Below are 20,204 nucleotides of genomic sequence, written 5' to 3'. Positions count from 1 at the left end.
ACGGCATTCCCGCGCCGCTGGATGACGCGATGCAGCACGGCGGCAGGGGACCCGCTGGCTAGAATTGCGGGTCCAGCCTGAAAACAGCGCACTCCGGAGGCGCGAGACATGAATGCAGTTCCCCAGCAGGGCGCAAATGCGACGCCCGGCACCCGGCTTGCGTCCCTGCAGCAGTGGGTGGACGAGGTCGCCGCGCTGACCCGCCCCGACCGCGTGGTCTGGTGCGACGGCAGCGACGCCGAGGCGGACACCCTGCAGGAGGCCATGATGGCCGACGGCACCCTGCTGCCGCTCAACCAGGACACCCATCCCGGCTGCGTGCTGCATCGCTCGCACCCCGACGACGTCGCCCGCGTCGAGCACCTGACCTTCGTCTGCCACGAGAAGCGCGAGGACGCCGGCCCGAACAACCACTGGATGGCCCCGGCCGAGGCGCACGCGAAGATCGACGCCCTGTTCGAGGGCTGCATGGAAGGGCGCACCCTGTACGTCGTGCCCTACTGCATGGGCCCGATCGACTCGCCGCTGGCGCGCTGCGGCGTCGAGATCACCGACTCGCCCTACGTCGTCGCCAACATGCGCCTGATGACCCGCATGGGCGCGGCGGCGCTGGCGCGGATCGAGCGCGAGGGCGCCGAGGGCAAGCCGCTGGTGCGCGGCCTGCACTCCACCGGCGAGCTCGACCCGGACCGCCGCTTCATCATGCATTTCCCCGAAGAGCTGGTGATCAAGTCCTACGGCTCCGGCTACGGCGGCAACGCGCTGCTGGGCAAGAAGTGCCACGCCCTGCGCATCGCCTCGCACCAGGCGCGCCAGGAGGGCTGGCTGGCCGAACACATGCTTATCGTCGGCATCGAGAACCCGCAGGGCGAGGTGCACTACGTCGCCGCGGCCTTCCCGAGCGCCTGCGGCAAGACCAACCTGGCCATGCTGATCCCGCCGGAGTCCTACCGCGAGCAGGGCTGGAAGGTGTGGACGGTCGGCGACGACATCTGCTGGATGCATCCGGGCGAGGACGGCCGGCTGTGGGCGATCAACCCCGAGGCCGGATTCTTCGGCGTCGCTCCGGGCACCTCGGAGAAGTCCAACCCCAACGCGCTGCACACCATCGGACGCGACACCATCTTCACCAACGTCGCCACCACCGACGACGGCCAGCCCTGGTGGGAAGGCCTGGACAAGCGCGTGCCGACGAAGGACTGGCAAGGGCGCGACTTCGACCCGGCCCGCGGCCCGGCCGCGCACCCGAACTCGCGCTTCACCGTGAGCGCGAAGCAGTGCCCGACCTTCTCGTCGCATGCCGAGGATCCGCAGGGCGTGCCGATCAGCGCGATCGTGTTCGGCGGCCGCCGCGCGTCCCTGGTGCCGCTGGTGTTCGAAGCGCGCGACTGGGCGCACGGCGTGCACGTGGGCGCATCGATGGCCTCCGAAACGACCGCGGCCGCGACCGGGCAAGTGGGCGTGGTGCGCCGTGATCCGATGGCGATGAAGCCGTTTTGCGGCTACCACTTCGGCGATTACTTCACGCACTGGCTGTCCTTCGACCGGCCGAGCGCTCAGCTGCCGAAGATCTTCCACGTCAACTGGTTCCGCAAGGACGCCGACGGACGCTTCCTGTGGCCTGGCTTCGGCGAGAACCTGCGTGTGCTGGAATGGATCATCGGTCGGCTCGAAGGCACGGCGGGGGCGCGGGACACCTTGATCGGGCGGGTGCCCACGGCCAGCGACCTGGACCTGTCGGGGCTCGGGCTCGATCCGGGGGCCATCGAGGCGCTGCTCGAGGTCGACGAGGCGGGCTATGCGGAGGAGTGGCGCGAACTGGCCGGGTTCTTCGAATCACTCGGGCGGGTCCCGGAGGAAATCCTGCCGCCGCGCTGACCAGGGCGGATCCTTACGGAAGAAAAACGGCCCCATGCGGGGCCGTTTTTTTTGGGTTCTTCTCCCAACTGAGGGGAACACAGGCGGGGGCATCGCGCCGCAGCACGACCAACCCTCCCGCCGGCACGCGCCAAGGACCAGCGCAGCGCGCGATCCCTCACTTGGGAGAAGAACCAAAAAAACCACGGCCCCTTTCGGGGCCGTGGTCCTGTCGCAGTTGCAGTGCCGATTTATCAGAAGCGCTGCTGGTACTTCATGTAGATCACGCGACCCATGTCGAAGCCGCCGTAGTAGGCGAACTGGTTGTTGGGAGACGTGTACATGATCGGACCGCGATGGTCGGTCACGTTGTTGGCGCCCAAGGCCACGGTGGCATTCCACGGGGCAGTCCAGCGGAACTGGACGTCGTGGAACGTGTTGGAACCCACCTCACGCAGCGGGTAGCCATCCGGCACGTCCGGAGCGATGTAGTCCGGGTTGTTGCACATGCCGGGATCCAGCGACACGCAGCCTTCCTTCATGCCCGAGTAGTAACGGGAGGTCCAGCTTGCGCCGAAGTCGCCGTACGACCAGTCGAGGGTCGCGTTCGAGCGGGTGCGGAAGGTACCGGCGAACGAGGTCGAAGGCGACGGCACGGTGTCGGAGTTGTTGTTCGCCCACACGCGGTAGTCGCTGATGTACGAGGTCTGCCAGTCGATGCCGAACTGGCCGACCGCCGTCTCCGGCATGCGGTAGCGGACGCCGAAGTCCCAGCCTTCCGTCTCCAGGCGGCCCTTGTTGGTCAGGCCGAAGGCGAGGGAGGTGATGTGGCCGGTTTCCGGGTTGCGGACAATGGTGGAGCAACGCTCGGGGATGTTGCGGAGGTAGCAGTCCTCGAGGATGTCCGACACGCTGTCGGAGGCGATAAGGTTCTCGATCTCGACCTGGTACCAGTCAAGCGAGAAGTCCAGGCCGTCCACGAATTCCGGGCTCCACACGATGCCGGCCGTCTTGCTGGTCGACACTTCGGGGGTCAGCTTGTCGTTGGATCCGGACAGGAACTGGTCCGGGGTCTGGCAAGGGAACTGGACGCAGGGCACAAGGCCCTGGCCGAGCTGGACGTAGTCCGCCGGGACGCCAGCCGCCGTACAGGCCGGGCCGCCCGCGACGTTGCCGGGACCGGTCGAGCCGCAGGGATCGATGTAGGACTCGAAGCTGCCGCCCACGCCGCCGTACAGGTTGTCGATCGAAGGCGCGCGGAAGCCGTCGGCATAGGTGGCGCGGACCAGCAGGCCCTCCACCGGACGCCAGGTCAGGCCGAACTTGTTGTTGATCGTGTCGCCGAAGGTGTCGTAGTCCGAGTAGCGGCTGGCGACGTTGATCGACAGCTCTTCGGCGCCGGCGACACCGCTCAGCAGCGGCACGTTCAGCTCGAGGTAGACCTCGTCCAGCGAGTACTGGCCGGCGGTGGTCGCAGCCGGAAGGCCGGTGTGGAGCGCCGCCTGGGCGAACGCGTCCGGCACGAACGTGCCCTCTTCCTTGCGGTGCTCGACGCCCACGGCCACGCCCAGCGGACCGGCCGGCATCTCGACCACGGTACCCGCCAGGTTGGCGAAGTACGTGGTGGTCTCGGTCAGGCCGCGGTCGTGGTAGTACGGGAACAGGTAGGCCTGGACCGCCGGGTCGCTCAGCGAGTTCGCGCCACCCACGCCGAACGGCAGCAGCGGGTTCCACGGGGTGCACTCGCCGGAGCCGTAGTTGATGCCCAACGCGATCGGGTCGTCGACCGTGCCGCACTGGGCTTCATTGTTGCCGTTGATGAACGACGGGCCCATGGCGGCCTCGAGCGCCGGCAGGCTCGCGTCGCCGCGACCGACCTTCACCATCTCGTTGCGGTTCCAGGTCGCGCCGGCGTCCCAGTTCCAGGAGGTCTCGCCCAGGTCGAACACGCCCTCGAACGCCGAGGTCAGGCGGTAGGTGCTCAGGCTGCTCTCGGTGGTGCGCGGCACTTCCCACAGGCGGCGGCGGATGATGAGGTCCTCGCCGGGCATGGGGTTGAAGACGCTGTCGGCCGACAGCGGGATGCCGAAGGCGAGCGACTGGAACGGATAGCCCGCGACCGTCTGGGTGGTGGTGCGGTGGTTGTACAGCGCGTCGGCGACGAAGCGGACGTTGTCGGTGACGTCGAAGTCACCGGCGACGAAGATCGAGCGGCGCTCGATGCCCGTGCGGGCCATCATCGCCTCGTTGCTGTTGGCGTTGAACGCGGCGGTGTGCAGCTGGTAGCTGGCGCGATCGGTCGGGTCCATGCCCGGGATCAGCGTCCACCACCGGGCGGCAGCGGCCGGCGAGCAGGGGTCGCAGAACGAGCCGTTCTGGCTGACCGGGCTCCAGCCCGCGCCGGGAAAGTCGGGGCCGAGGCTGCCGTCCTTCGAGTACCACACGTCACGGGCCCAGATCGGCTCTTCCTTGGAGTACTCGACGCTCATGGTGACGCCGCCGCGGTCCGAGCTCGCGCCCAGGGTGAAGTCACCGCTGGTGATGTCGCCGAAGCCTTCGCTGTACTGGCCGAAGTAGACATTGGCTTCCGCGCCGTCGAAGCGGCTGCGGGTGATGACGTTGACCACGCCGGCGATGGCGTCGGAGCCGTAGATCGACGAGGCGCCGTCCTTCAGCACTTCGACGCGCTCGATCGCCGACATCGGGATCTGGCTGAGGTCCTGCAGGCCCGTGGTGTTCGAGCCGAGGCGCTTGCCGTTCACCAGGATCAGGGTGCGCGAGGCGCCGAGGTTGCGCAGGTCGACGTAGTAGCCGCCCACGTTTTCGCCGGACGCGAGCACGTCGCCGCGCGAGATCGCCGGCGAGCCCGCCGAGGTCAGGTTCTGCAGCACGTCGACGACGCTGGTGAGGCCCTGCTTCTGCAGCTCTTCGCGGTCGATGACGACGACGGGCTGCGAGGTTTCCGCCGATGCCTGGCGAATGCGCGAGCCGGTCACCTCGATGCGGTCGAGGGTGGTGGCCTGCTGTTCCGAGCTGTCCTGCGCGAACGCGACGCCGGTACCGGCAATCACGGTCGCACCGGACACGAGCGCGAAGGAAATCGCGTCGCGGAGCTTGGTGGTCTTAAGGGTCATCTCTTCTCTCTCCAAGTGAGTCTTGGGTAATTCCCATGGGAGCCCACCGGTGGCGTCAAGGTCGACACCAAGCCCGGCAGGGCCGTTGCCGATAGTAGCCCTGCCGGAGCAAAAATTAAAGTGTTGTTAATAATCATGGATTTCCGAGCGGAAACCCATGAAAAATAAGGACTTAGAGGTCCTGTTCGTACCGGATGTAGGGCACGGTGCCTTCGTCGTCGCGGCCGCTGGTGGCCGGGGCGAAGGGATTGCGGCCCTTGGTGACGAGGTTGTCGGCGCCCACGGTGAGCTGTCCGCTCCAGGGCGTGCGCCAGGTCAGGCCGAGGCCCAGGCCTTCCCAGTTGGGCTGCCCGGGGGTCTCGACGACGTGGCCGACGATGTTGGCGCTGAAGCGGCCGTAGCCGCCGCCGATGCTCAGGCTGCGCGAGGTCCAGGCGTCACCGATGCCCAGATGGGTGGCCTCGGCGGGCGTGACCAGGGTGGCCTTGGCCATGGTGCCGGCGATCGACACCATGCCTTCGCGCCCGATGTTGTGCCGGGCGAAGACGGTCAGGTCGTTGACGTCGACCGTGGCGGCAGCGGCGCCGCGCTGGCCCGGCGCGAGCCAGGCCGGAAGGGTGCCGCTGCCGCTGCCGGCATTGACGCCGACGCGGGTGTTGTGGCCGGCCCTGAACGCCGCGGTCCCGCCCGTACGCTTGCCGGCGCCGTCCTGGAAGCTCGCGAGCATGCAGTTGTTGGCCAGGTTGCCCAGCGCGCTTGCCAGTCCGGTCTTGCGGTCGCAGAAGACGCCCAGGGAGTTGCCGGCATCGATGCCGAAGGCGGCGTCGAGGGCGTTGCCGTCGAACCCGGTCGTCGAGCCCGGGCCCGTCGGTTCCAGCAGCAGCAGGGCCTCGACCTTGCCGCTGGACTGGTTCCACACCGGCAGCACGGCCTGGTCGCGCTTGCCCGCCGGTGTCTGCGCATGCGCACCCGCGACCACGCCGAAGGCGAGGAGCAGGGACAGCGAGAGCTTGGCGAGACGCGGCTTCATGGCCTGCTGGTAGACCCCTTGGACAGGCGGAAGTTCCGCCCGATCGTAGGCGTGACTCTAGTGCGTTTATGTTTCTTTAACAATCCCCGGCCGCCGTCACTGCAGGCCCGGCGGGGCCGCCATTGGACGCCTGGCGTCGGTGAAGAGCGCGTCGAGGTCGGCGCCGTCGAACCGGTAGGCCTGTCCGCAGAACTCGCAGCGGACGGTGGCCGTCCCTTCCACCAACGCCGCTTCCGCCTCGGCGCGGCCGAGTGATTCCAGCATCGCCTCGACGCGCTGGCGCGAACAGGAGCAGCCGAAAGCCAGGGGGCGTCCGCCCACCTCCTCCGGCGATTCCTCGTGGAACAGGCGGTGCAGGAGCTCGGCGGCGGGCGTGTCCGCCAGTTCCCGGGTCCCCAGGGTGGAGAACAGCGCCCCGGCGCGCTCCCAGCCGTCGTCGTCGCCGTGGTCGGCGGGCAGCTTCTGCAGCATCAGGCCGACCGCGGCGTCGTCGCCGGCCGCCAGCAGGATCCGGGTCGGAAGCTGTTCGGAGCGGGTGAAGTAGTCCTCGAACGCGCCCGCGAGATCGGGCGCGTCCAGCGGCACCAGGCCCTGGTAGCGCGTGGCCTCGCGGTTGCCGATGCCGGCGCCCTCGATGGTGATCGCGAGCACCGCGTCGTCGCCAAGCGACGCGAGGCCGTCGACGTCGTCGCCTTCCCCGGCCGTCCGGGCGATGCCGCGCAGCGTGCCTTCGGACGTGCATTCGGCGAACAGCGTGCGCAGCGCGTGTTCACCGCGCAGCTGCACCGACAGGCGTCCGTCGACCTTGACGTGGCCGGTGAACAGCGCCGACGCCGCGGCCGCCTGGCCGAGCAGCGCACGGACGCCGGGCGGATAGTCGTCGCTGGCGGCGATCGCCTGCCAGGTCTCGCCCAGGTGCACGTGCACCCCGCGCACGCCGGCGCGCGGCAGCAGGAAGCGGGTGAGGTGGTCGCGGGCGTCGGCGTCGTGGCTCATTCGGGATCCGTGTGCGTTGTGATGGTGCGCCGGGGCTGGATAATCGCGCTTCGGCCGGTCGGCGAATGCTGGAGATGGGGATGGCGGGCGCCGTGGACAAGCATGCAGGGGCACCGGTGGCTGCCGCGTCTAGGCGTGGGCGCCGCCGCTGGCACTGGCTGTGGAAGCTGCCGCTGCTGCTTGCGCTGCTGAGCGTCGTGCAGGTGCTGGCGCTGCGCTTCGTCGATCCACCCTTCAGCGCGTTCATGGCGATCCGCCAGTTCGAGGCGCTGCGGGCCGGCGACACCGGCTTCCGCGTCGCCTACGACTGGCGCGACCTCGAGGACATCGCGCCGTCGCTGCCGCTGGCGGCGGTGGCGGCCGAGGACCAGAACTTCGCCCGCCACCGCGGCTTCGACCTGGAGGCCATCGAGCGCGCGCTGGAGCACAACGCCCGCGGCGGCCGCGTCCGCGGCGGCAGCACGATCAGCCAGCAGCTGGCGAAGAACCTGTTCCTGTGGAGCGGGCGCAGCTGGGTGCGCAAGGGCCTCGAAGCCTGGTACACGCTGCTGCTCGAGGCCCTGTGGCCGAAGCAGCGCATCCTCGAGGTCTACGTCAACGTGGCCGAGTTCGGCGACGGGATCTACGGCGCCCAGGCTGCCGCGCGCAGCTACTGGGGCAAGGATGCCGCGGCGCTGACGGCCGGAGAAAGCGCGCGCCTGGCCGCGGTGCTGCCCAACCCGCGACGCTACAGCGCCCACCGGCCCGGTCCCTGGGTGCAGCGCCGCGCGCAGTGGATCCAGCGCAACATGCGCAACCTCGGCGGGGAGGCTTGGCTGCGGCAGCTGGAGTGACCCCGGCCACGATAGGATTGCAGGATGACCCGCGATCGTCTCACCGTGGTGGTGGCCGCCTTCAACGAGGCGCAGTCGCTGCCTGAACTGCATCGTCGCCTCGCGACCGTCCTCGATGCGATGGCCGCGGGCGATCGCGTCGATGGCGGCGTGCTCTACGTCGATGACGGCAGCACCGACGACACCTGGGCGGTGCTGCGGTCGCTCGCCGCCGCCGACCGGCGCGTTTCGCTGATGCGGCTGTCGCGCAACTTCGGCAAGGAGGCGGCGCTGACCGCCGGCCTCGACCGCGTCGTCGATGGCGCCGCCCTGATCCTCGACGCGGACGGCCAGGATCCGCCCGAGCTGATCCCGCGGTTCGTGGCGCGCTGGCGCGAGGGTTACGACGACGTCCACGGCACGCGCCTGGCGCGCGAGGGTGAAGGCTGGTTCAAGCGCGCCTCCGCGCATGGCTTCTACCGCGTGATGCACCGGCTGTCGAAGACGCCCGTGCCCACTGACACCGGCGATTTCCGGCTGCTGTCGCCGCGCGCGCTGGCGGCGCTGCGCGAGCTGCGCGAGCGCCATCGCTTCATGAAGGGCCTGTTCGGCTGGATCGGCTTCAACCGCATCGCCGTGCCCTACCGCCGCGAGCCGCGACTGGCCGGCCGCAGCAAGTTCAACGCCTGGCGACTGTGGAACTTCGCCCTGGAAGGCATCACCAGCTTCTCGACCGCGCCGCTGCGGATGGCCACCTACGCCGGCGTGGCGACCGCGCTGGTGGCCTTCGGCTACGGCCTGTGGATCATCGTCAAGGCGCTGTTCTGGGGAGACCCGGTGGCGGGCTGGCCGACGATGATGGCGGTGATCCTGTTCCTGGGCGGTGTGCAGCTGGTGGCGCTGGGGCTGATCGGCGAGTACCTGGGGCGCCTGTACGAGGAGTCGAAGCAGCGTCCGCTCTATCTCGTCGACAGCTGGCGCCCGGCCGAAGGGGTATGCTCGGCCACGCCACCCACGAGCGAGCGAGGCTGCGATGCGTACGGTGAGGCAACTGCTGGAGTCCAAGGGCCCTGAGGTCTTCGCGATCGGGCCGGATGCGGCGGTGATCGACGCGATCCGGTTGATGGCGGAGAAGGGGATCGGTGCGCTGGTGGTGCTGGAGCCCGGCGGGCGGCTGGCCGGGATGGTGTCCGAGCGCGACTACGCCAGGAAGATCGTCCTCGAAGGGCGTTCCTCGAAGGACACGCCGGTGCGCGACATCATGACCGCCGAGGTCGCCACAGTGCGCATGGACGACGTGGCCGAGGCCTGCATGCAGCTGGTCACCGAGCGCCGCGTGCGGCACCTGCCGGTGGTCGCCGGCGACGAGGTCGTCGGGCTGGTCTCGATCGGCGACCTGGTCAAAGCGGTGATCGAGGAGCAGCAGCGCGAACTCGAGCACCTGCAGCGCTACATCACCTCCTGACCGCGCCGCGGCGCTACTGCGCGTACTCGCCGCCGCAGTTGCTGTCCTCGCCCGGGCCCAGCTCCAGCGTCGCCAGCAGGGCAGCCGGCGGGGTGATGCTGGCCAGCGTCAGCGCGATCGCGCCGCGCAGGCCGAGCCGCCCCATGTCGGGACGGAAGCCCGGATCGCGGAAGCTGCCGTCGATCACCAGGGGCGAGCGCAGCGCCAGGATGCTGCGGTCCTTGGGCCGGGGCTTCAGCACCAGGTCCAGCTGCTCCTCGCCCAAATCCACCGTGCCCTCGCCGACGATGATGGTGTCCTCGGTGTCGAAGGCCAGGGCGCGGGTGGCCATGACGCCGTCTTGCACCGAGAAGTCGCCGAAGGCGCAGCGGATCGCCACCTTGCGGTCCTTGCCGAGCAGGAACTTGAGCGCCTCGTAGATATCCAGGCCGGCGAGTTCGAGCAGCAGGTTGCTGATCGCGCCGCGGCCCATGCCCAGCGTCGCGGCGCCATCGGCGGTGGCCAGCATGCGCGCCACCGAATTGCCGGTGCCGGCCAGGTCGACGTCACCGCTGATGCGTCCCACGGCGTCACGCGCCAGTTCGGCGTCCGGGAAGAGCCGGCCGATCTCCAGGCCGCGCGCGCGGATTGCGGCATGGGTCTGGATCGTGTCCTGTCGCGCGTCCATGCGCACGGTGGAACGGATGCGGCCGCCCGACACGCCGAAGTCCAGCGGATCGAGCCTGAGCAGGCCGGCCTCGAGCAGGATGTGGACGTCCATGTCGTCCAGCGGCCAGCCGGGCGCCTCGATGCGGCCGGCCTTCCAGCGGACGTCGGCGTCCATGGTGCGGAGCTTGGCCAGCTCGTAGGGCGTGTCCGGGATCAGCTTGCCCTCGGCGGCGCGCTCGGCCGCCTCGGCTTCGAGCTCGGCATTGCCGGTTTCGCCGGCACCGCTGTCCGGGGCGCCGCCGACGAAGCCGGCGAGGTCGTCGAAGTCGAGCCGCTTCGAACGCAGGTCGCCCTCGAACAGCAGGCGCTCGCGCCCGGTGGTGATCTTCGCGGTGCCGGCGAGGTCGCTGTCGCCGACCTTGCCGTTGAAGCCCTCGTAGCGCCAGACCGCGTCGTCGCGGACCAGGCGGCCGTCGAGCTCGTAGGCCGGCGTGTGCGGCAGCGCGATGCCGAGCAGCGGGTAGAGGTCTTCCAGGTCCTTGCCCGACAGCGCCATCTGGACGTCGAAGGCGGACAGGCCGAGGAGGCGCGTGATCGCGCCGCGCGCGTGGGCGCGGGTGGCGCCGGCGGAGGCGCGCAGGTCGATGGCGTAGGGCGTCTCCGTCTCGCGCAGCGCGAGCGGAGACGCGACCGCGCCCGTGAGTTCGAACGGCTCGCCCTTCCAGTGGCCGTCGCCGTGCAGCGACAGCGGACGCAACGACGGGTCCCCGCTGTCCTCGCTGGCGACCGCGAGATCCACGTCGGTCTGCTGGCCGGCGTCGATGAAGCGCAGCCTGCCGGCGTCGATCTGCAGGTGGTCGATGCGCGGCCCCTCGCCCTCGCCGGACATGCCCTCGAAGATCCAGTTGCCGCCCTCGTCGCCGGTTTCCAGCAGCAGGTCGGGACTGGCCAGGCGCAGTTCCGGAATGTGCACACGGCCGGCCAGGAGCGGGAATACGCGGACGTGCAACTCCAGGCGGTCGGTGGTCGCCATCTCCGGGCTGTCGGACCAGTCCGCGTTGCCGAGCGCGAGGCGGTCGGCGCGGACGATGGTGGTGCGGCCGAGGTCGACGTCGAGGTCGCCGCCGATGTCGAAGCTGCGGCCGGTGCGCGCCGAGACGATGCGTTCGATCGGGCCCTTGAACCAGTTCCAGTCCCACAGCAGCACCAGCACCATCAGCGCGACCGCCGCAACGGCCGTGGCCGTCCGCCATGGATGGATCCGCATGGCCCGCAGCGCCTTGGCGCGCGGGCCGGCTGGGGAAGTGGGCTCCGTCGGCATGCGCCGGCTCCGGTGGAATGCGGAGGCCAGCCTCCCGCGAACGCGGTAAAACAGCAGTGAACGTGATGGCCGCCGTTCAGGCCGGCAGCGTGACCTGCGCCATCACCGCGACGTAGTGGCAGACGCTTCCGGCGATGCAGAACAGGTGCCAGATCGCATGCGAGTAGGGGATCGACTCGCGGTGGTAGAAGATCGTGCCCAGCGTGTAGAACACACCGCCGGCGATCAGCCAGCCGAAGGTCCAGGCATCGAGCGCGGCCAGCACCGGCTTGATCGCCACCAGCACCAGCCAGCCCATCGCCACGTAGACCAGCGTCGACAGGCGCTTGAACCGCCCGGTGTAGAACAGCTTGAACACCACGCCGGCCAGCGCCAGCGTCCAGATGGCGGCGAACAGTCCCCAGCCCCAGGGGCCACGCAGTCCGACCAGGGTGAACGGCGTGTAGGTGCCCGCGATCAGCAGGTAGATCGCGCAGTGGTCGAACACCTTCAGCCGGCCCTTGAGCACCGGATGCTGGAAGGCGTGGTACAGCGTCGACGCGAGGTAGAGCATGAGCAGGGTGATGCCGAACACGATCGCCGCGCCCAGCTGCCAGCCATTGCCGAAGACCGCCGCCAGCGTCACCAGCACTGCCCCGCCGGCCAGTGCGGCCGTCGCGCCCAGCCCGTGCGTCAGCGCACTGGCCAGCTCCTCGCGCTTTTCGCGCAGGCTCATCGCGGTCACGGTGGAATCCCGGGGGAGGACGCCACGATCATGCCATACGCGGGCGTTACCGCGGCCGAAGCGTCATCATCCCTCCGGGCGGGTGTGCGCGGCCTCGCGGGTGGCGTCGAAGCGGACGTCGGGCCAGCGCTCCTGCGCGAGCTGCAGGTTCACGCGGCTCGGCGCGAGGTAGACGAGTTCGCCGGCGGCGTCGAGGCCGAGGTTCATGGCGTTCTTCTCGCGGAACTCCTCCAGCTTCTTCTCGCTGTCGCAGCGGATCCAGCGCGTGGTCGCCACGCCGACCGGTTCGAAGATGGCGTCCACGCCGTACTCGGCCTTGAGGCGGTACGCCGCGACGTCGAACTGCAGCACGCCGACCGCGCCCAGGATCAGGTCGTTGGACATCAGCGGGCGGAAGAACTGGGTGGCGCCTTCCTCGCTCAGCTGTTCCAGGCCCTTCTGCAGCTGCTTGAGCTTCAGCGGGTCGCGCAGGCGCGCGCGGCGGAACAGTTCGGGCGCGAAGTTCGGGATGCCGGTGAAAGTGAACTGCTCGCCCTCGGTGAAGGTGTCGCCGATCGAGATCGTGCCGTGGTTGTGGATGCCGATCACGTCGCCCGGATACGCCTCGGCGGCGATCTCGCGGTCGCTGGCCATGAAGGTCAGCGCGTTGGCGAGCTTCATCTCCTTGCCGCTGCGCACGTGGAAGGCCTTCATGCCGGCCTCGAAGCGGCCCGAGCACACGCGCATGAAGGCGACGCGGTCGCGGTGCTGCGGGTCCATGTTGGCCTGGATCTTGAACACGAAGCCGCTGAGCTTCGGTTCGTCGGCGGCGACCACGCGCCCGGTGGTCTCGCGCGGCTGCGGCGAGGGCGCGTGCCTGACGAAGAAGTCGAGCAGCGGCTGCACGCCGAAGTTGTTCACCGCCGAGCCGAAGAACACCGGCGTCTGCCGCCCGGCGCGGTACTCGTCGAGGTCGAAGGCATGGCTCGCGCCCTGCACCAGCTCCAGCTCGTCGCGCAGCTCGGACAGCATCTGCGCGCCGATGCGGGCCTCGAGCTGCGGATCGTCGATCGAGGCGAAGATCGTCGAATCCTGGCGGGTGAAGTTGCGGCCCTGCTCGTACAGGTGCACTTCGCCGCTGACCAGATGCACCACGCCCTTCAGGCGCTTGCCCATCCCGATCGGCCAGGTGACTGGCGCGCACTGGATGCCGAGCACCGTCTCCACTTCGTCCAGCAGCTCGATCGGGTCCTTGCCCTCGCGGTCGAGCTTGTTGATGAAGGTCATGATCGGCGTGTCGCGCATGCGGCACACCTCCATCAGCTTGATCGTGCGCTCCTCGACGCCCTTGGCGACGTCGATCACCATCAGCGCGCTGTCGACCGCGGTCAGCACGCGGTAGGTGTCCTCGCCGAAGTCGGCGTGGCCGGGGGTGTCGAGCAGGTTGACGATGTGGTCGCCGTAGGGGAACTGCATCACCGAGCTGGTGACCGAGATGCCGCGCTCCTGCTCGAGCTTCATCCAGTCGGACGTGGCATGGCGCGCGGCCTTGCGGCCCTTGACCGAGCCGGCCATCTGGATCGCGCCGCCGAACAGCAGCAGCTTCTCGGTGAGCGTGGTCTTGCCGGCGTCGGGGTGCGAAATGATCGCGAAGGTGCGGCGGCGGCGGGCTTCGGCGGCAACGTCGGGCATGGCGATACCCGCCGCGCTGGCGCCGGGACTCTACGGGGAAGCCGGGGATTATACGGGGGGCTGTAGGGCTGCGGCGGGAGTGAGGGCGGGCGTTTTACCGCGGATGACGCGGATGACACGGATTTTCGCGGATCAAGCCAGGGCGAAGGGTGCTCCACGCCATGACCCCCTCCAGCCCTGCGACCCTGCGGCAAAGGCACCTTGCCCGGATCCGCGCAATCGGCGCAGATCCGCGCAGATCCGCGGCCAAAGACGCTTTTTCGTCTCTTCTGCTTTATCCGTGTAAATCCGCGCCCATCCGCGTCATCCGTGGCAAATCTTTTGCCCTTACTCCACGCCCGCCGCAGTCTCGCTGAAACGCAGGATCCCGCCGGGGCCGAACATCCGGAACGGGATCGAGGCCAGGCGCAGGCCGCGGTTGGCCTGGACGACGAAGTGCAGGTGCGGGCCGCCGCTGTAGCCGGTATTGCCCGAGGTGCCGATGCGCTGGCCGCGGCGCACGCGGTCGCCCGCGGCGACGCTGGTGCCGCCCGGGGCGAGGTGGGCGTAGAGGGCCATGGTGCCGTCGTCGTGGAGGATGCGGATGAAGTTGGCGCGGGCGGTGTCGTCGGTGGAGCGCAGGCCGCCGCCGGCGAAGCGGGCCTCGGCCTGCATCACCACGCCGTCGCGCGCCGCCAGCACGGGCGTGCCCTCGGGCACGGCGAAGTCGACGGCATGGCGGTTCTCGTCGTCGCGGTGGCTGAAAACGCCGCCCCAGCCCTGGCCGACGCGCAGCACGTGCGTTCCCAGCGGCCAGGCGTACTCCACGTCGAGCGGACGCGCGCCGGGATGCCCCGGGACGACCTCGAGCACGAGTTGCGCATCGGCGCGCTGGATGCGGCTGACCAGCACCCGCGCGCGAGCCGGGACCGTGGCGCGTGCGGGCAGCGCCGGCTGCGCCGGGGGCGCGGGGCCGATGGAACGCAGCACCACTTCGATCGGACCCGACAGCAGGTTTTCCGCCCAGGCTTCCGGACCCTGCCCGCGGTCGACGATGTCCAGCCGCGCCAGCGGTGCCGGGCCGTCGTCCGCTGCGAGGGCGGGCGACGCGACCGCCAGGGCCGCGACGGTGATCGCCACCGCCAGGGCGAAGCCGGCTGACCGCACCCTGAGGAGAGGACGGGCACGCACGGATCAGTCCGCGCAGGCGGGATCCAGGTCCAACTGCCTGGCGATGTCGCGCAGATCGAAGGCGGACACCGCACGGTCGTCGTGCACCGCGTACAGCACGCCGCCGGGGAAGCGCGGCGTGGTCGCGGCATGCAGGGCGATGCCGTCGGTGTTCGCGGTCACCGCGCCATGGAAGCTGCCGGCGGGGGCGAGCGTCTCGCGGTCGAAGAGGTGGAACCAGGTCAGCGGTGCCTGCTGGTCCACCGCCAGCCAGTAGCCGCTGCGCGCGCTGCAGGCCCAGAGCACTACGCCCTCGGCCTCGCCGGCGAAGGTGCCTTCGGGCAGGCTGCGGCCGCTCCAGCCGCCGTCGAAGCCGTAGACATGCAGGTTGGAGGGGCTGGTGCGGTCCTCCTCGGCCACCAGCAGGCGGTCGTGCACCGGGTCGCCGGCGATCGATTCGACCATGTTCAGCCGTGCCGGGCCGTCGGTCTCGCCGAAGGAGCCGGCGTAGGTGGCGTCGAGGTGGCCCTGGTCGTCGAATCGCAGGCGATAGCGGCGAACGCGCTGGGCGAGCTCCTCCGCCGGCGGGACCACGTCATGGCGCTCGCCGTACATGAAGCTGTCGGTGACGAAGGCCTCGAGTTCGCGGTGCGCGGATTCGCGCAGCCAGATGCCATAGGGCGCGCGCAGCTCGTCGCCGCCGAAGGAGGCCTGGGGCCTGAGGTCGGGCAGCGACAGCAGCTGTACGCGCGGCGTGTCGCGCTCGACCACGAACAGCATGTTGCCGGACACGGCCAGGCCGTTGGGCCGGGTGAACTCGCCCGGGGCCTTGCCGCGCGCGCCGACCGTGCGCAGCGGCGCGCCGCTGTCGCCATCGAACAGCGCCAGGCGGTGGGTCGACTTGCCCGTGGCCAGCAGGAGGGTGCCGCCGTCGCCGTCTGCCCAGGTGGCGATCGAATCGAGTTCTTCGTCCGGAAGCTCGGGGGAGACCCAGGCCTCGGCCACCAGGTTCGAAGCCGGGACGGTGGCGGAAGGAGGGGAGGACGCGGGCAGGAAGGTGCTGGCGCAGCCGGCGACGGCCAGGGCGAGCGCCGCTGCAAGGATGGATTTCGACATGCGCGGATTATGCGGCCGCGGGCGCGTCCGCGGGAGGTCGGCGGGCGCCCGTGGCGCCGGGAACTGATCAATCGCTTTATCCGGATAAAGCGATTGACAATCGTCGCGGGCGCTGCCAACCTGCACGCCATCCATCGAGACCGGCCGAGGGACAGGCCCGACGACGCCGGGGCAACTGGATGGGGCGCAAGCCCCGTTCGCTGTGCCAAGTCCTGCGGGGACCTGTGTGTCCACCGGAAGATGGCCGAGGACCGCCCACGTGGCGGTTCCCGTCGCGTCGCCGCCGTCGGGCGACGCCCATCGCACCGGCATGCCCCGCGGCATCGATGGCCTTGTCCTCCTCCGGATATCGCCATGAGCCTCGAAGACCGCGCCCTCTCCTCCACCGTGATCCCGTCCGCATGCGACCCGCAGGCGGACGCCGCCGTGCCACCTTCCATCGCCGCTCCAGCCGGCGGCGGCCATCCCGCCGTGCGCGGGCAGGTCGATGTGGTGCTGCCCATGCGCCATGCCGGCTGCCGCCCGCTGCGCCTGGCCTACGAACTCGCAGGTCCCGAAGGCGCACCGGTCGTGCTGGTGTCCGGCGGCATTTCCGCCAGTCGCCACCTCGCAGCCAGCGCGACGTTCCCGGAGCGTGGCTGGGCCGGGGCCGTGGTCGGGGAAGGCCGCGCGCTGGACCCGGCACGCCTGCGCCTGCTGGCCTTCGACCACGTCGGCGCCGACGGGGGTCTCGACGCGGTGATCGACACCACCGACCAGGCCGATGCCGCGGCGGTGCTGCTCGATGCGCTGGGCATCGCGCGGCTGCGCGCCTTCGTCGGCTATTCCTACGGCGCCGCGGTGGCGCTGCAGTTCGCGGCGCGGCATGGGACGCGGCTGGAACGGCTGGTGGCGGTGAGCGGCGCGCACCGCGCCCATCCATGGGCGGCGGCGTGGCGTGCCCTGCAGCGCCGCGCGGTGGCGCTGGGCGAACTGCAGTGTGCGGACGGCCAGGGCCTGGCACTGGCCCGGCAGTTCGCGATGCTCGGTTACCGCAGCGGTGACGGCTTCGCCGAGCGCTTCGACGCGCCGGCCGAGGTGGTGAACGGCCGCGTCCGCGTGGCCGCCGAGGACTATCTCGACGCCGCCGGCGCGCGCTTCGTGGCGAAGACGCCGGTGGTGGCCTGGCAGCGGCTGTCGGAGTCGCTGGACATCCATCGCGTCGATCCGGCCGCCATCGACGTGCCGGCCACCGTGGTCGCGGTGGAAGGCGATCCGCTGGTGCCGCTGTCCGAGGCGGTGGCCCTGGTCGAAGGCCTGGCCGGACCCGCCAGGCTGCGCGTCCTGCGCTCGCCGCACGGCCACGACGCCTTCCTCAAGGACGACGGCCGCTTCGACGCCATCCTGCGCGATGCCCTGGCGGCGGAGGTGGCGGCATGAGCGCCGTCTACCGCGGGCCCGCGCCGGCCACCCGCGCCGTGCGCGCCGGCATCGACCACGACGCGGCCTTCGGCGCGGTGGTGCCGCCGCTGGTGCTGTCGTCGAACTTCAGCTTCGATGGCATCGGCGGCAAGCGCGAGTACGACTACACCCGCAGCGGCAATCCGACCCGCGACCTGCTGGGCGAGGCGCTGGCGGAGCTCGAGGGCGGCGCGGGCGGCGTGGTCACGTCCAGCGGCATGGCGGCGGTCACGCTGCTGCTGCACGCGCTTCTCGAGCCGGGCGACCGCGTGCTGGTACCGCACGACGCCTACGGCGGCAGCTGGCGCCTGTTCGACGCGCTGGCGCGCAAGGGCCACTTCGAACTGGCCACCGTCGACCTGACCGACCCGCGCGCGCTGGCCGCGGCGCTGGCGCAGCCGCCGAAGCTGGTGCTGGTGGAGACGCCGTCCAACCCGCTGCTGCGCATCACCGACCTGCGCTTCGTGGTCGAGGCGGCGCACCGGGCCGGCGCGCTGGTCGCGGTCGACAACACCTTCCTGTCGCCTGCGCTGCAGACCCCGATCGCGTTCGGCGCCGACGCGGTCCTGCACTCGACCACCAAGTACATCAATGGCCACAGCGACGTGGTCGGCGGCGCGGTGGTGGCGGCGACGCCCGAACTGCACCAGCGCTTCACCTGGTGGGCCAACGCCCTCGGCATCACCGGCGCGCCCTTCGACAGCTTCCTGGCGCTGCGCGGCCTGCGCACCCTCGATGCGCGGATGCGCGTGCACCAGGAGAACGCGGAGGCCATCGCGCGCCATCTCGACGCGCACCCGGCGGTGGCGCGGGTGTACTGGCCCGGACTCGAATCCCACCCGGGGCACGCCGTGGCCGCGCGCCAGCAGGCCGGTTTCGGCGCGATGCTGAGCGTCGAGCTGCGCGGGGGCGAGGACGCGATGCGCGCCTTCGTCGGTGGCCTGCGCTGCTTCACGCTGGCCGAGTCGCTGGGCGGCGTGGAAAGCCTGGTGGCACACCCCGCCACCATGACGCACGCGGCGATGACGCCCGCCGCGCGCGCGAAGGCCGGTATTCCCGAGGGCCTGCTGAGGCTGTCCATCGGCATCGAGGCCTGTGCGGACCTCCTGGCGGACGTCTCCGATGCACTGGCGCGTGCCGAAGCAGCATCCCCCGCGGCCGGCGATGCCAGCCCGGTCGCCGCCTGCGCCGTGCTGGCCGGGCTGGACGCATGAGCGTGGTCAGCACGCTGGCCGGCGCAGGGCGGCGGGCACCGGTCCCGGTGCTGGAACCGCGCCGCATGCCGCGCCTCGCGCTCCTGGGCACCGGCGTGGTCGGGACCGCCTTCGTGGCGCGCTGCGCGCGGCTGCGTGCCATGGGCGTGGCGCTGCCACGGTTCGCCTGGATCGCCAACTCGCGGGCGCTGCGGGAGGATGCGGTGGAGGACCCGGCCGCGGCGCTGGCCGGCGTCCGCGCGGCGCCGCCGCGCAGCGGTCCTTGGGCGCCGTGGGTCGAGGCGGTCGGCCTGCAGCGCGGCGACATCCTGGTCGATGCCACCGCCAGCGACACCGTGGCCGGCTGGCACGCGGAATGGCTGTGGCGTGGCGTGCACGTCGTCACCGCCAACAAGCTGGGCACCGGCGCCGGCCTTGCACGCGCGCAGGCCATCACCGAGGCCGCGGCGGCTTCGGGTGCGCGCCACGGCGACGCGGCCACCGTCGGTGCCGGGCTGCCGCTGTTGCGCAGCCTGCGGGCGCTGGTGGCCGGCGGCGACCGGATCGAGGCGGTCGAGGGCGTGCTGTCGGGCTCGATGGCCTGGCTGCTCGATCGCCACGACGGTCGCCAGCCCTTCTCGGCGCTGGTCCGCGAGGCGCGCACGCTCGGCTATGCGGAGCCGGATCCCCGCATCGACCTGTCCGGCGAGGACGTGCGCCGCAAGCTGCTGATCCTGGCGCGTGCGGCCGGCTTCGCGCTGGATGCGGAGCAGGTGCGGCTGGATCCGCTGCTGCCCGCACCACTTGCCGCCGCGAGGGCAGGGGACGTGGACGATGCACTCGCGGCGCTGGACGTGCCAATGCACGCGCGGCTGTCACGGGCGCGGCGCGACGGAACGCAGCTGCGGTTTGTCGGTCGCGTGGACGCCTGCGGCGCCAGCGTGGGGTTGCAGGCCCTGCCGCCGTCGCATCCGCTCTGCAGCGGGACCGGCACGGACAACGTCGTGGCGATCACGAGCTGTCGCTACCAGGCGCAGCCGTTGGTGATCCGCGGCCCGGGGGCCGGCGCGGAGGTCACCGCGGCGGCGCTGCTCGACGACGTGTTGCAGAATTGCGGTCCGATCCCTGGATGACCGACCCCGATGAAGATCGATCCCGCCGCCGTGCGCGCGCTGCGCGAGCGGCGCGCCTGGTCGCAGGAGCAGCTGGCCGAGGTCGCCGGCCTGAGCGTGCGCACCGTGCAGCGCGTCGAAACTGGCGGCGGGGCTTCGCTGGACACGCGGATGGCCCTGGCCGCGGCGCTGGAGGTGACGCCGGCCGAGCTGTGCATGGAGGATCCCGACGCCCCCCGGTCGGCCGGGTCGGCGAGCGACACCGCGCCGGGCACACCGCCCGCGGACCAGGAGTTCCGTACCGCGATCATCGTGGTGGGCGTGGCCATCGTGTTCCTGCTGTCGCTGCTGGTCGGTTTCCTGGTGGGGCGGGATTTCGCCGACAAGGCCGACCGGGAGGACTGCATCGCGGCAGGCCGTACGGACTGCCGCTGATCCCGAAGCGGCCCGCGTGTCGCCGCAACGCATTGAATTGAAAGGACTGTCGTGTGGTTGTCGTGTGGCTGTCCGGGTCTCGGCGTGGTTCCCTCATGCCC

16 protein-coding genes and 1 riboswitch are annotated in these 20,204 nt (G+C 70.7%); of the genes, 8 read left to right on the top strand and 8 right to left on the bottom strand.

What is annotated here, in order from left to right:
• The first annotated feature begins 108 nt into the window (after nucleotides 1-108).
• Nucleotides 109-1,878, top strand: coding sequence for a phosphoenolpyruvate carboxykinase (GTP) (locus IE168_RS08435; protein WP_189497173.1), 1,770 nt, complete (start codon nucleotides 109-111; stop codon nucleotides 1,876-1,878).
• A 233-nt stretch (nucleotides 1,879-2,111) separates the two neighbouring features.
• Here IE168_RS08435 and IE168_RS08430 read toward each other — a convergent pair whose 3' ends face one another.
• The 3 genes from IE168_RS08430 to hslO all read right to left on the bottom strand — a co-directional run bounded on the left by IE168_RS08430 (nucleotide 2,112) and on the right by hslO (nucleotide 7,017).
• Complete coding sequence (locus IE168_RS08430; RefSeq protein ID WP_189497171.1) at nucleotides 2,112-4,991, bottom strand: TonB-dependent receptor plug domain-containing protein; 2,880 nt, start codon at nucleotides 4,989-4,991, stop codon at nucleotides 2,112-2,114.
• A gap of 172 nt (nucleotides 4,992-5,163) precedes the next feature.
• Nucleotides 5,164-6,021, bottom strand: coding sequence for an XOO1806 family protein (locus tag IE168_RS08425; RefSeq protein ID WP_189497169.1), 858 nt, complete (start codon nucleotides 6,019-6,021; stop codon nucleotides 5,164-5,166).
• A gap of 96 nt (nucleotides 6,022-6,117) precedes the next feature.
• Nucleotides 6,118-7,017: an Hsp33 family molecular chaperone HslO gene (gene hslO, locus IE168_RS08420; protein ID WP_189497167.1), complete on the bottom strand. Its 900-nt coding sequence runs from the start codon at nucleotides 7,015-7,017 to the stop codon at nucleotides 6,118-6,120.
• Between the two features lie 74 nt (nucleotides 7,018-7,091).
• On the opposite strand from hslO, the gene mtgA reads away from it, so the two are divergent.
• The 3 genes from mtgA to IE168_RS08405 are packed head-to-tail and all read left to right on the top strand — an operon-like array spanning nucleotide 7,092 to nucleotide 9,294.
• Nucleotides 7,092-7,850, top strand: coding sequence for a monofunctional biosynthetic peptidoglycan transglycosylase (gene mtgA / locus IE168_RS08415; protein WP_189497412.1), 759 nt, complete (start codon nucleotides 7,092-7,094; stop codon nucleotides 7,848-7,850).
• Nucleotides 7,851-7,874: 24 nt separating this feature from the next.
• Nucleotides 7,875-8,903: a glycosyltransferase family 2 protein gene (locus IE168_RS08410; protein WP_189497165.1), complete on the top strand. Its 1,029-nt coding sequence runs from the start codon at nucleotides 7,875-7,877 to the stop codon at nucleotides 8,901-8,903.
• Nucleotides 8,863-9,294 carry a CBS domain-containing protein gene (locus IE168_RS08405; RefSeq protein WP_189497163.1) on the top strand — a complete coding sequence of 144 codons (432 nt, stop codon included), beginning with the start codon at nucleotides 8,863-8,865 and terminating at the stop codon, nucleotides 9,292-9,294. The genes IE168_RS08410 and IE168_RS08405 overlap by 41 nt, the downstream gene beginning before the upstream one ends.
• Nucleotides 9,295-9,307: 13 nt before the next feature.
• Here the strand turns inward: IE168_RS08405 and IE168_RS08400 are convergent, their stop codons facing one another.
• From IE168_RS08400 to IE168_RS08380, 5 genes are all read right to left on the bottom strand, one after another.
• A complete protein-coding gene (locus IE168_RS08400; RefSeq protein WP_189497161.1) occupies nucleotides 9,308-11,263 on the bottom strand; it encodes an AsmA family protein in 1,956 nt (651 codons plus the stop codon).
• Nucleotides 11,264-11,339: 76 nt separating this feature from the next.
• Nucleotides 11,340-11,978, bottom strand: coding sequence for a PAQR family membrane homeostasis protein TrhA (gene trhA / locus IE168_RS08395; RefSeq protein WP_189497159.1), 639 nt, complete (start codon nucleotides 11,976-11,978; stop codon nucleotides 11,340-11,342).
• Nucleotides 11,979-12,053: 75 nt separating this feature from the next.
• A complete protein-coding gene (locus tag IE168_RS08390; RefSeq protein WP_189497157.1) occupies nucleotides 12,054-13,658 on the bottom strand; it encodes a peptide chain release factor 3 in 1,605 nt (534 codons plus the stop codon).
• A gap of 327 nt (nucleotides 13,659-13,985) precedes the next feature.
• On the bottom strand, nucleotides 13,986-14,804 hold the full coding sequence (locus IE168_RS08385) for a M23 family metallopeptidase (RefSeq protein WP_229823281.1): 819 nt from the start codon (nucleotides 14,802-14,804) through the stop codon (nucleotides 13,986-13,988).
• A 27-nt stretch (nucleotides 14,805-14,831) separates the two neighbouring features.
• A complete protein-coding gene (locus IE168_RS08380) occupies nucleotides 14,832-15,923 on the bottom strand; it encodes an NHL repeat-containing protein (protein ID WP_189497155.1) in 1,092 nt (363 codons plus the stop codon).
• Between the two features lie 128 nt (nucleotides 15,924-16,051).
• Nucleotides 16,052-16,170, top strand: a riboswitch (SAM riboswitch).
• Nucleotides 16,171-16,277: 107 nt separating this feature from the next.
• Between IE168_RS08380 and metX the strand changes: the two genes are divergently transcribed.
• The 4 genes from metX to IE168_RS08360 all read left to right on the top strand — a co-directional run bounded on the left by metX (nucleotide 16,278) and on the right by IE168_RS08360 (nucleotide 20,103).
• Entirely contained in the window at nucleotides 16,278-17,342 is a 1,065-nt protein-coding gene (gene metX / locus IE168_RS08375) for a homoserine O-succinyltransferase MetX (protein ID WP_189497153.1), read from the top strand.
• Nucleotides 17,339-18,577 (top strand): cystathionine gamma-synthase, encoded by a 1,239-nt coding sequence (metB, locus tag IE168_RS08370; RefSeq protein ID WP_189497151.1) that lies wholly within the window; start codon nucleotides 17,339-17,341, stop codon nucleotides 18,575-18,577. The genes metX and metB overlap by 4 nt, the downstream gene beginning before the upstream one ends.
• A gap of 65 nt (nucleotides 18,578-18,642) precedes the next feature.
• Nucleotides 18,643-19,689 (top strand): homoserine dehydrogenase, encoded by a 1,047-nt coding sequence (locus IE168_RS08365; protein ID WP_229823315.1) that lies wholly within the window; start codon nucleotides 18,643-18,645, stop codon nucleotides 19,687-19,689.
• Nucleotides 19,690-19,698: 9 nt separating this feature from the next.
• Nucleotides 19,699-20,103: a helix-turn-helix domain-containing protein gene (locus IE168_RS08360; protein ID WP_189497146.1), complete on the top strand. Its 405-nt coding sequence runs from the start codon at nucleotides 19,699-19,701 to the stop codon at nucleotides 20,101-20,103.
• The last annotated feature ends 101 nt before the right edge of the window (nucleotides 20,104-20,204 follow it).

The sequence above is a fragment of the Luteimonas padinae genome, assembly GCF_014652935.1.
GTDB lineage: Bacteria > Pseudomonadota > Gammaproteobacteria > Xanthomonadales > Xanthomonadaceae > Luteimonas > Luteimonas padinae.
The sequence above is the reverse complement of the archived record's forward strand: the minus strand, read 5'-3'. Positions and strand labels throughout refer to the sequence as shown.

Coding starts and splice junctions, on each gene's coding strand:
- IE168_RS08435 (WP_189497173.1), top strand. CDS start 109: ATGAATGCAGTTCCCCAGCAGGGCGCAAATGCGACGCCCGGCACCCGG.
- IE168_RS08430 (WP_189497171.1), bottom strand. CDS start 4,991: ATGACCCTTAAGACCACCAAGCTCCGCGACGCGATTTCCTTCGCGCTC.
- IE168_RS08425 (WP_189497169.1), bottom strand. CDS start 6,021: ATGAAGCCGCGTCTCGCCAAGCTCTCGCTGTCCCTGCTCCTCGCCTTC.
- hslO (WP_189497167.1), bottom strand. CDS start 7,017: ATGAGCCACGACGCCGACGCCCGCGACCACCTCACCCGCTTCCTGCTG.
- mtgA (WP_189497412.1), top strand. CDS start 7,092: ATGGGGATGGCGGGCGCCGTGGACAAGCATGCAGGGGCACCGGTGGCT.
- IE168_RS08410 (WP_189497165.1), top strand. CDS start 7,875: ATGACCCGCGATCGTCTCACCGTGGTGGTGGCCGCCTTCAACGAGGCG.
- IE168_RS08405 (WP_189497163.1), top strand. CDS start 8,863: ATGCGTACGGTGAGGCAACTGCTGGAGTCCAAGGGCCCTGAGGTCTTC.
- IE168_RS08400 (WP_189497161.1), bottom strand. CDS start 11,263: ATGCCGACGGAGCCCACTTCCCCAGCCGGCCCGCGCGCCAAGGCGCTG.
- trhA (WP_189497159.1), bottom strand. CDS start 11,978: ATGAGCCTGCGCGAAAAGCGCGAGGAGCTGGCCAGTGCGCTGACGCAC.
- IE168_RS08390 (WP_189497157.1), bottom strand. CDS start 13,658: ATGCCCGACGTTGCCGCCGAAGCCCGCCGCCGCCGCACCTTCGCGATC.
- IE168_RS08380 (WP_189497155.1), bottom strand. CDS start 15,923: ATGTCGAAATCCATCCTTGCAGCGGCGCTCGCCCTGGCCGTCGCCGGC.
- metX (WP_189497153.1), top strand. CDS start 16,278: ATGAGCCTCGAAGACCGCGCCCTCTCCTCCACCGTGATCCCGTCCGCA.
- metB (WP_189497151.1), top strand. CDS start 17,339: ATGAGCGCCGTCTACCGCGGGCCCGCGCCGGCCACCCGCGCCGTGCGC.
- IE168_RS08365 (WP_229823315.1), top strand. CDS start 18,643: ATGCCGCGCCTCGCGCTCCTGGGCACCGGCGTGGTCGGGACCGCCTTC.
- IE168_RS08360 (WP_189497146.1), top strand. CDS start 19,699: ATGAAGATCGATCCCGCCGCCGTGCGCGCGCTGCGCGAGCGGCGCGCC.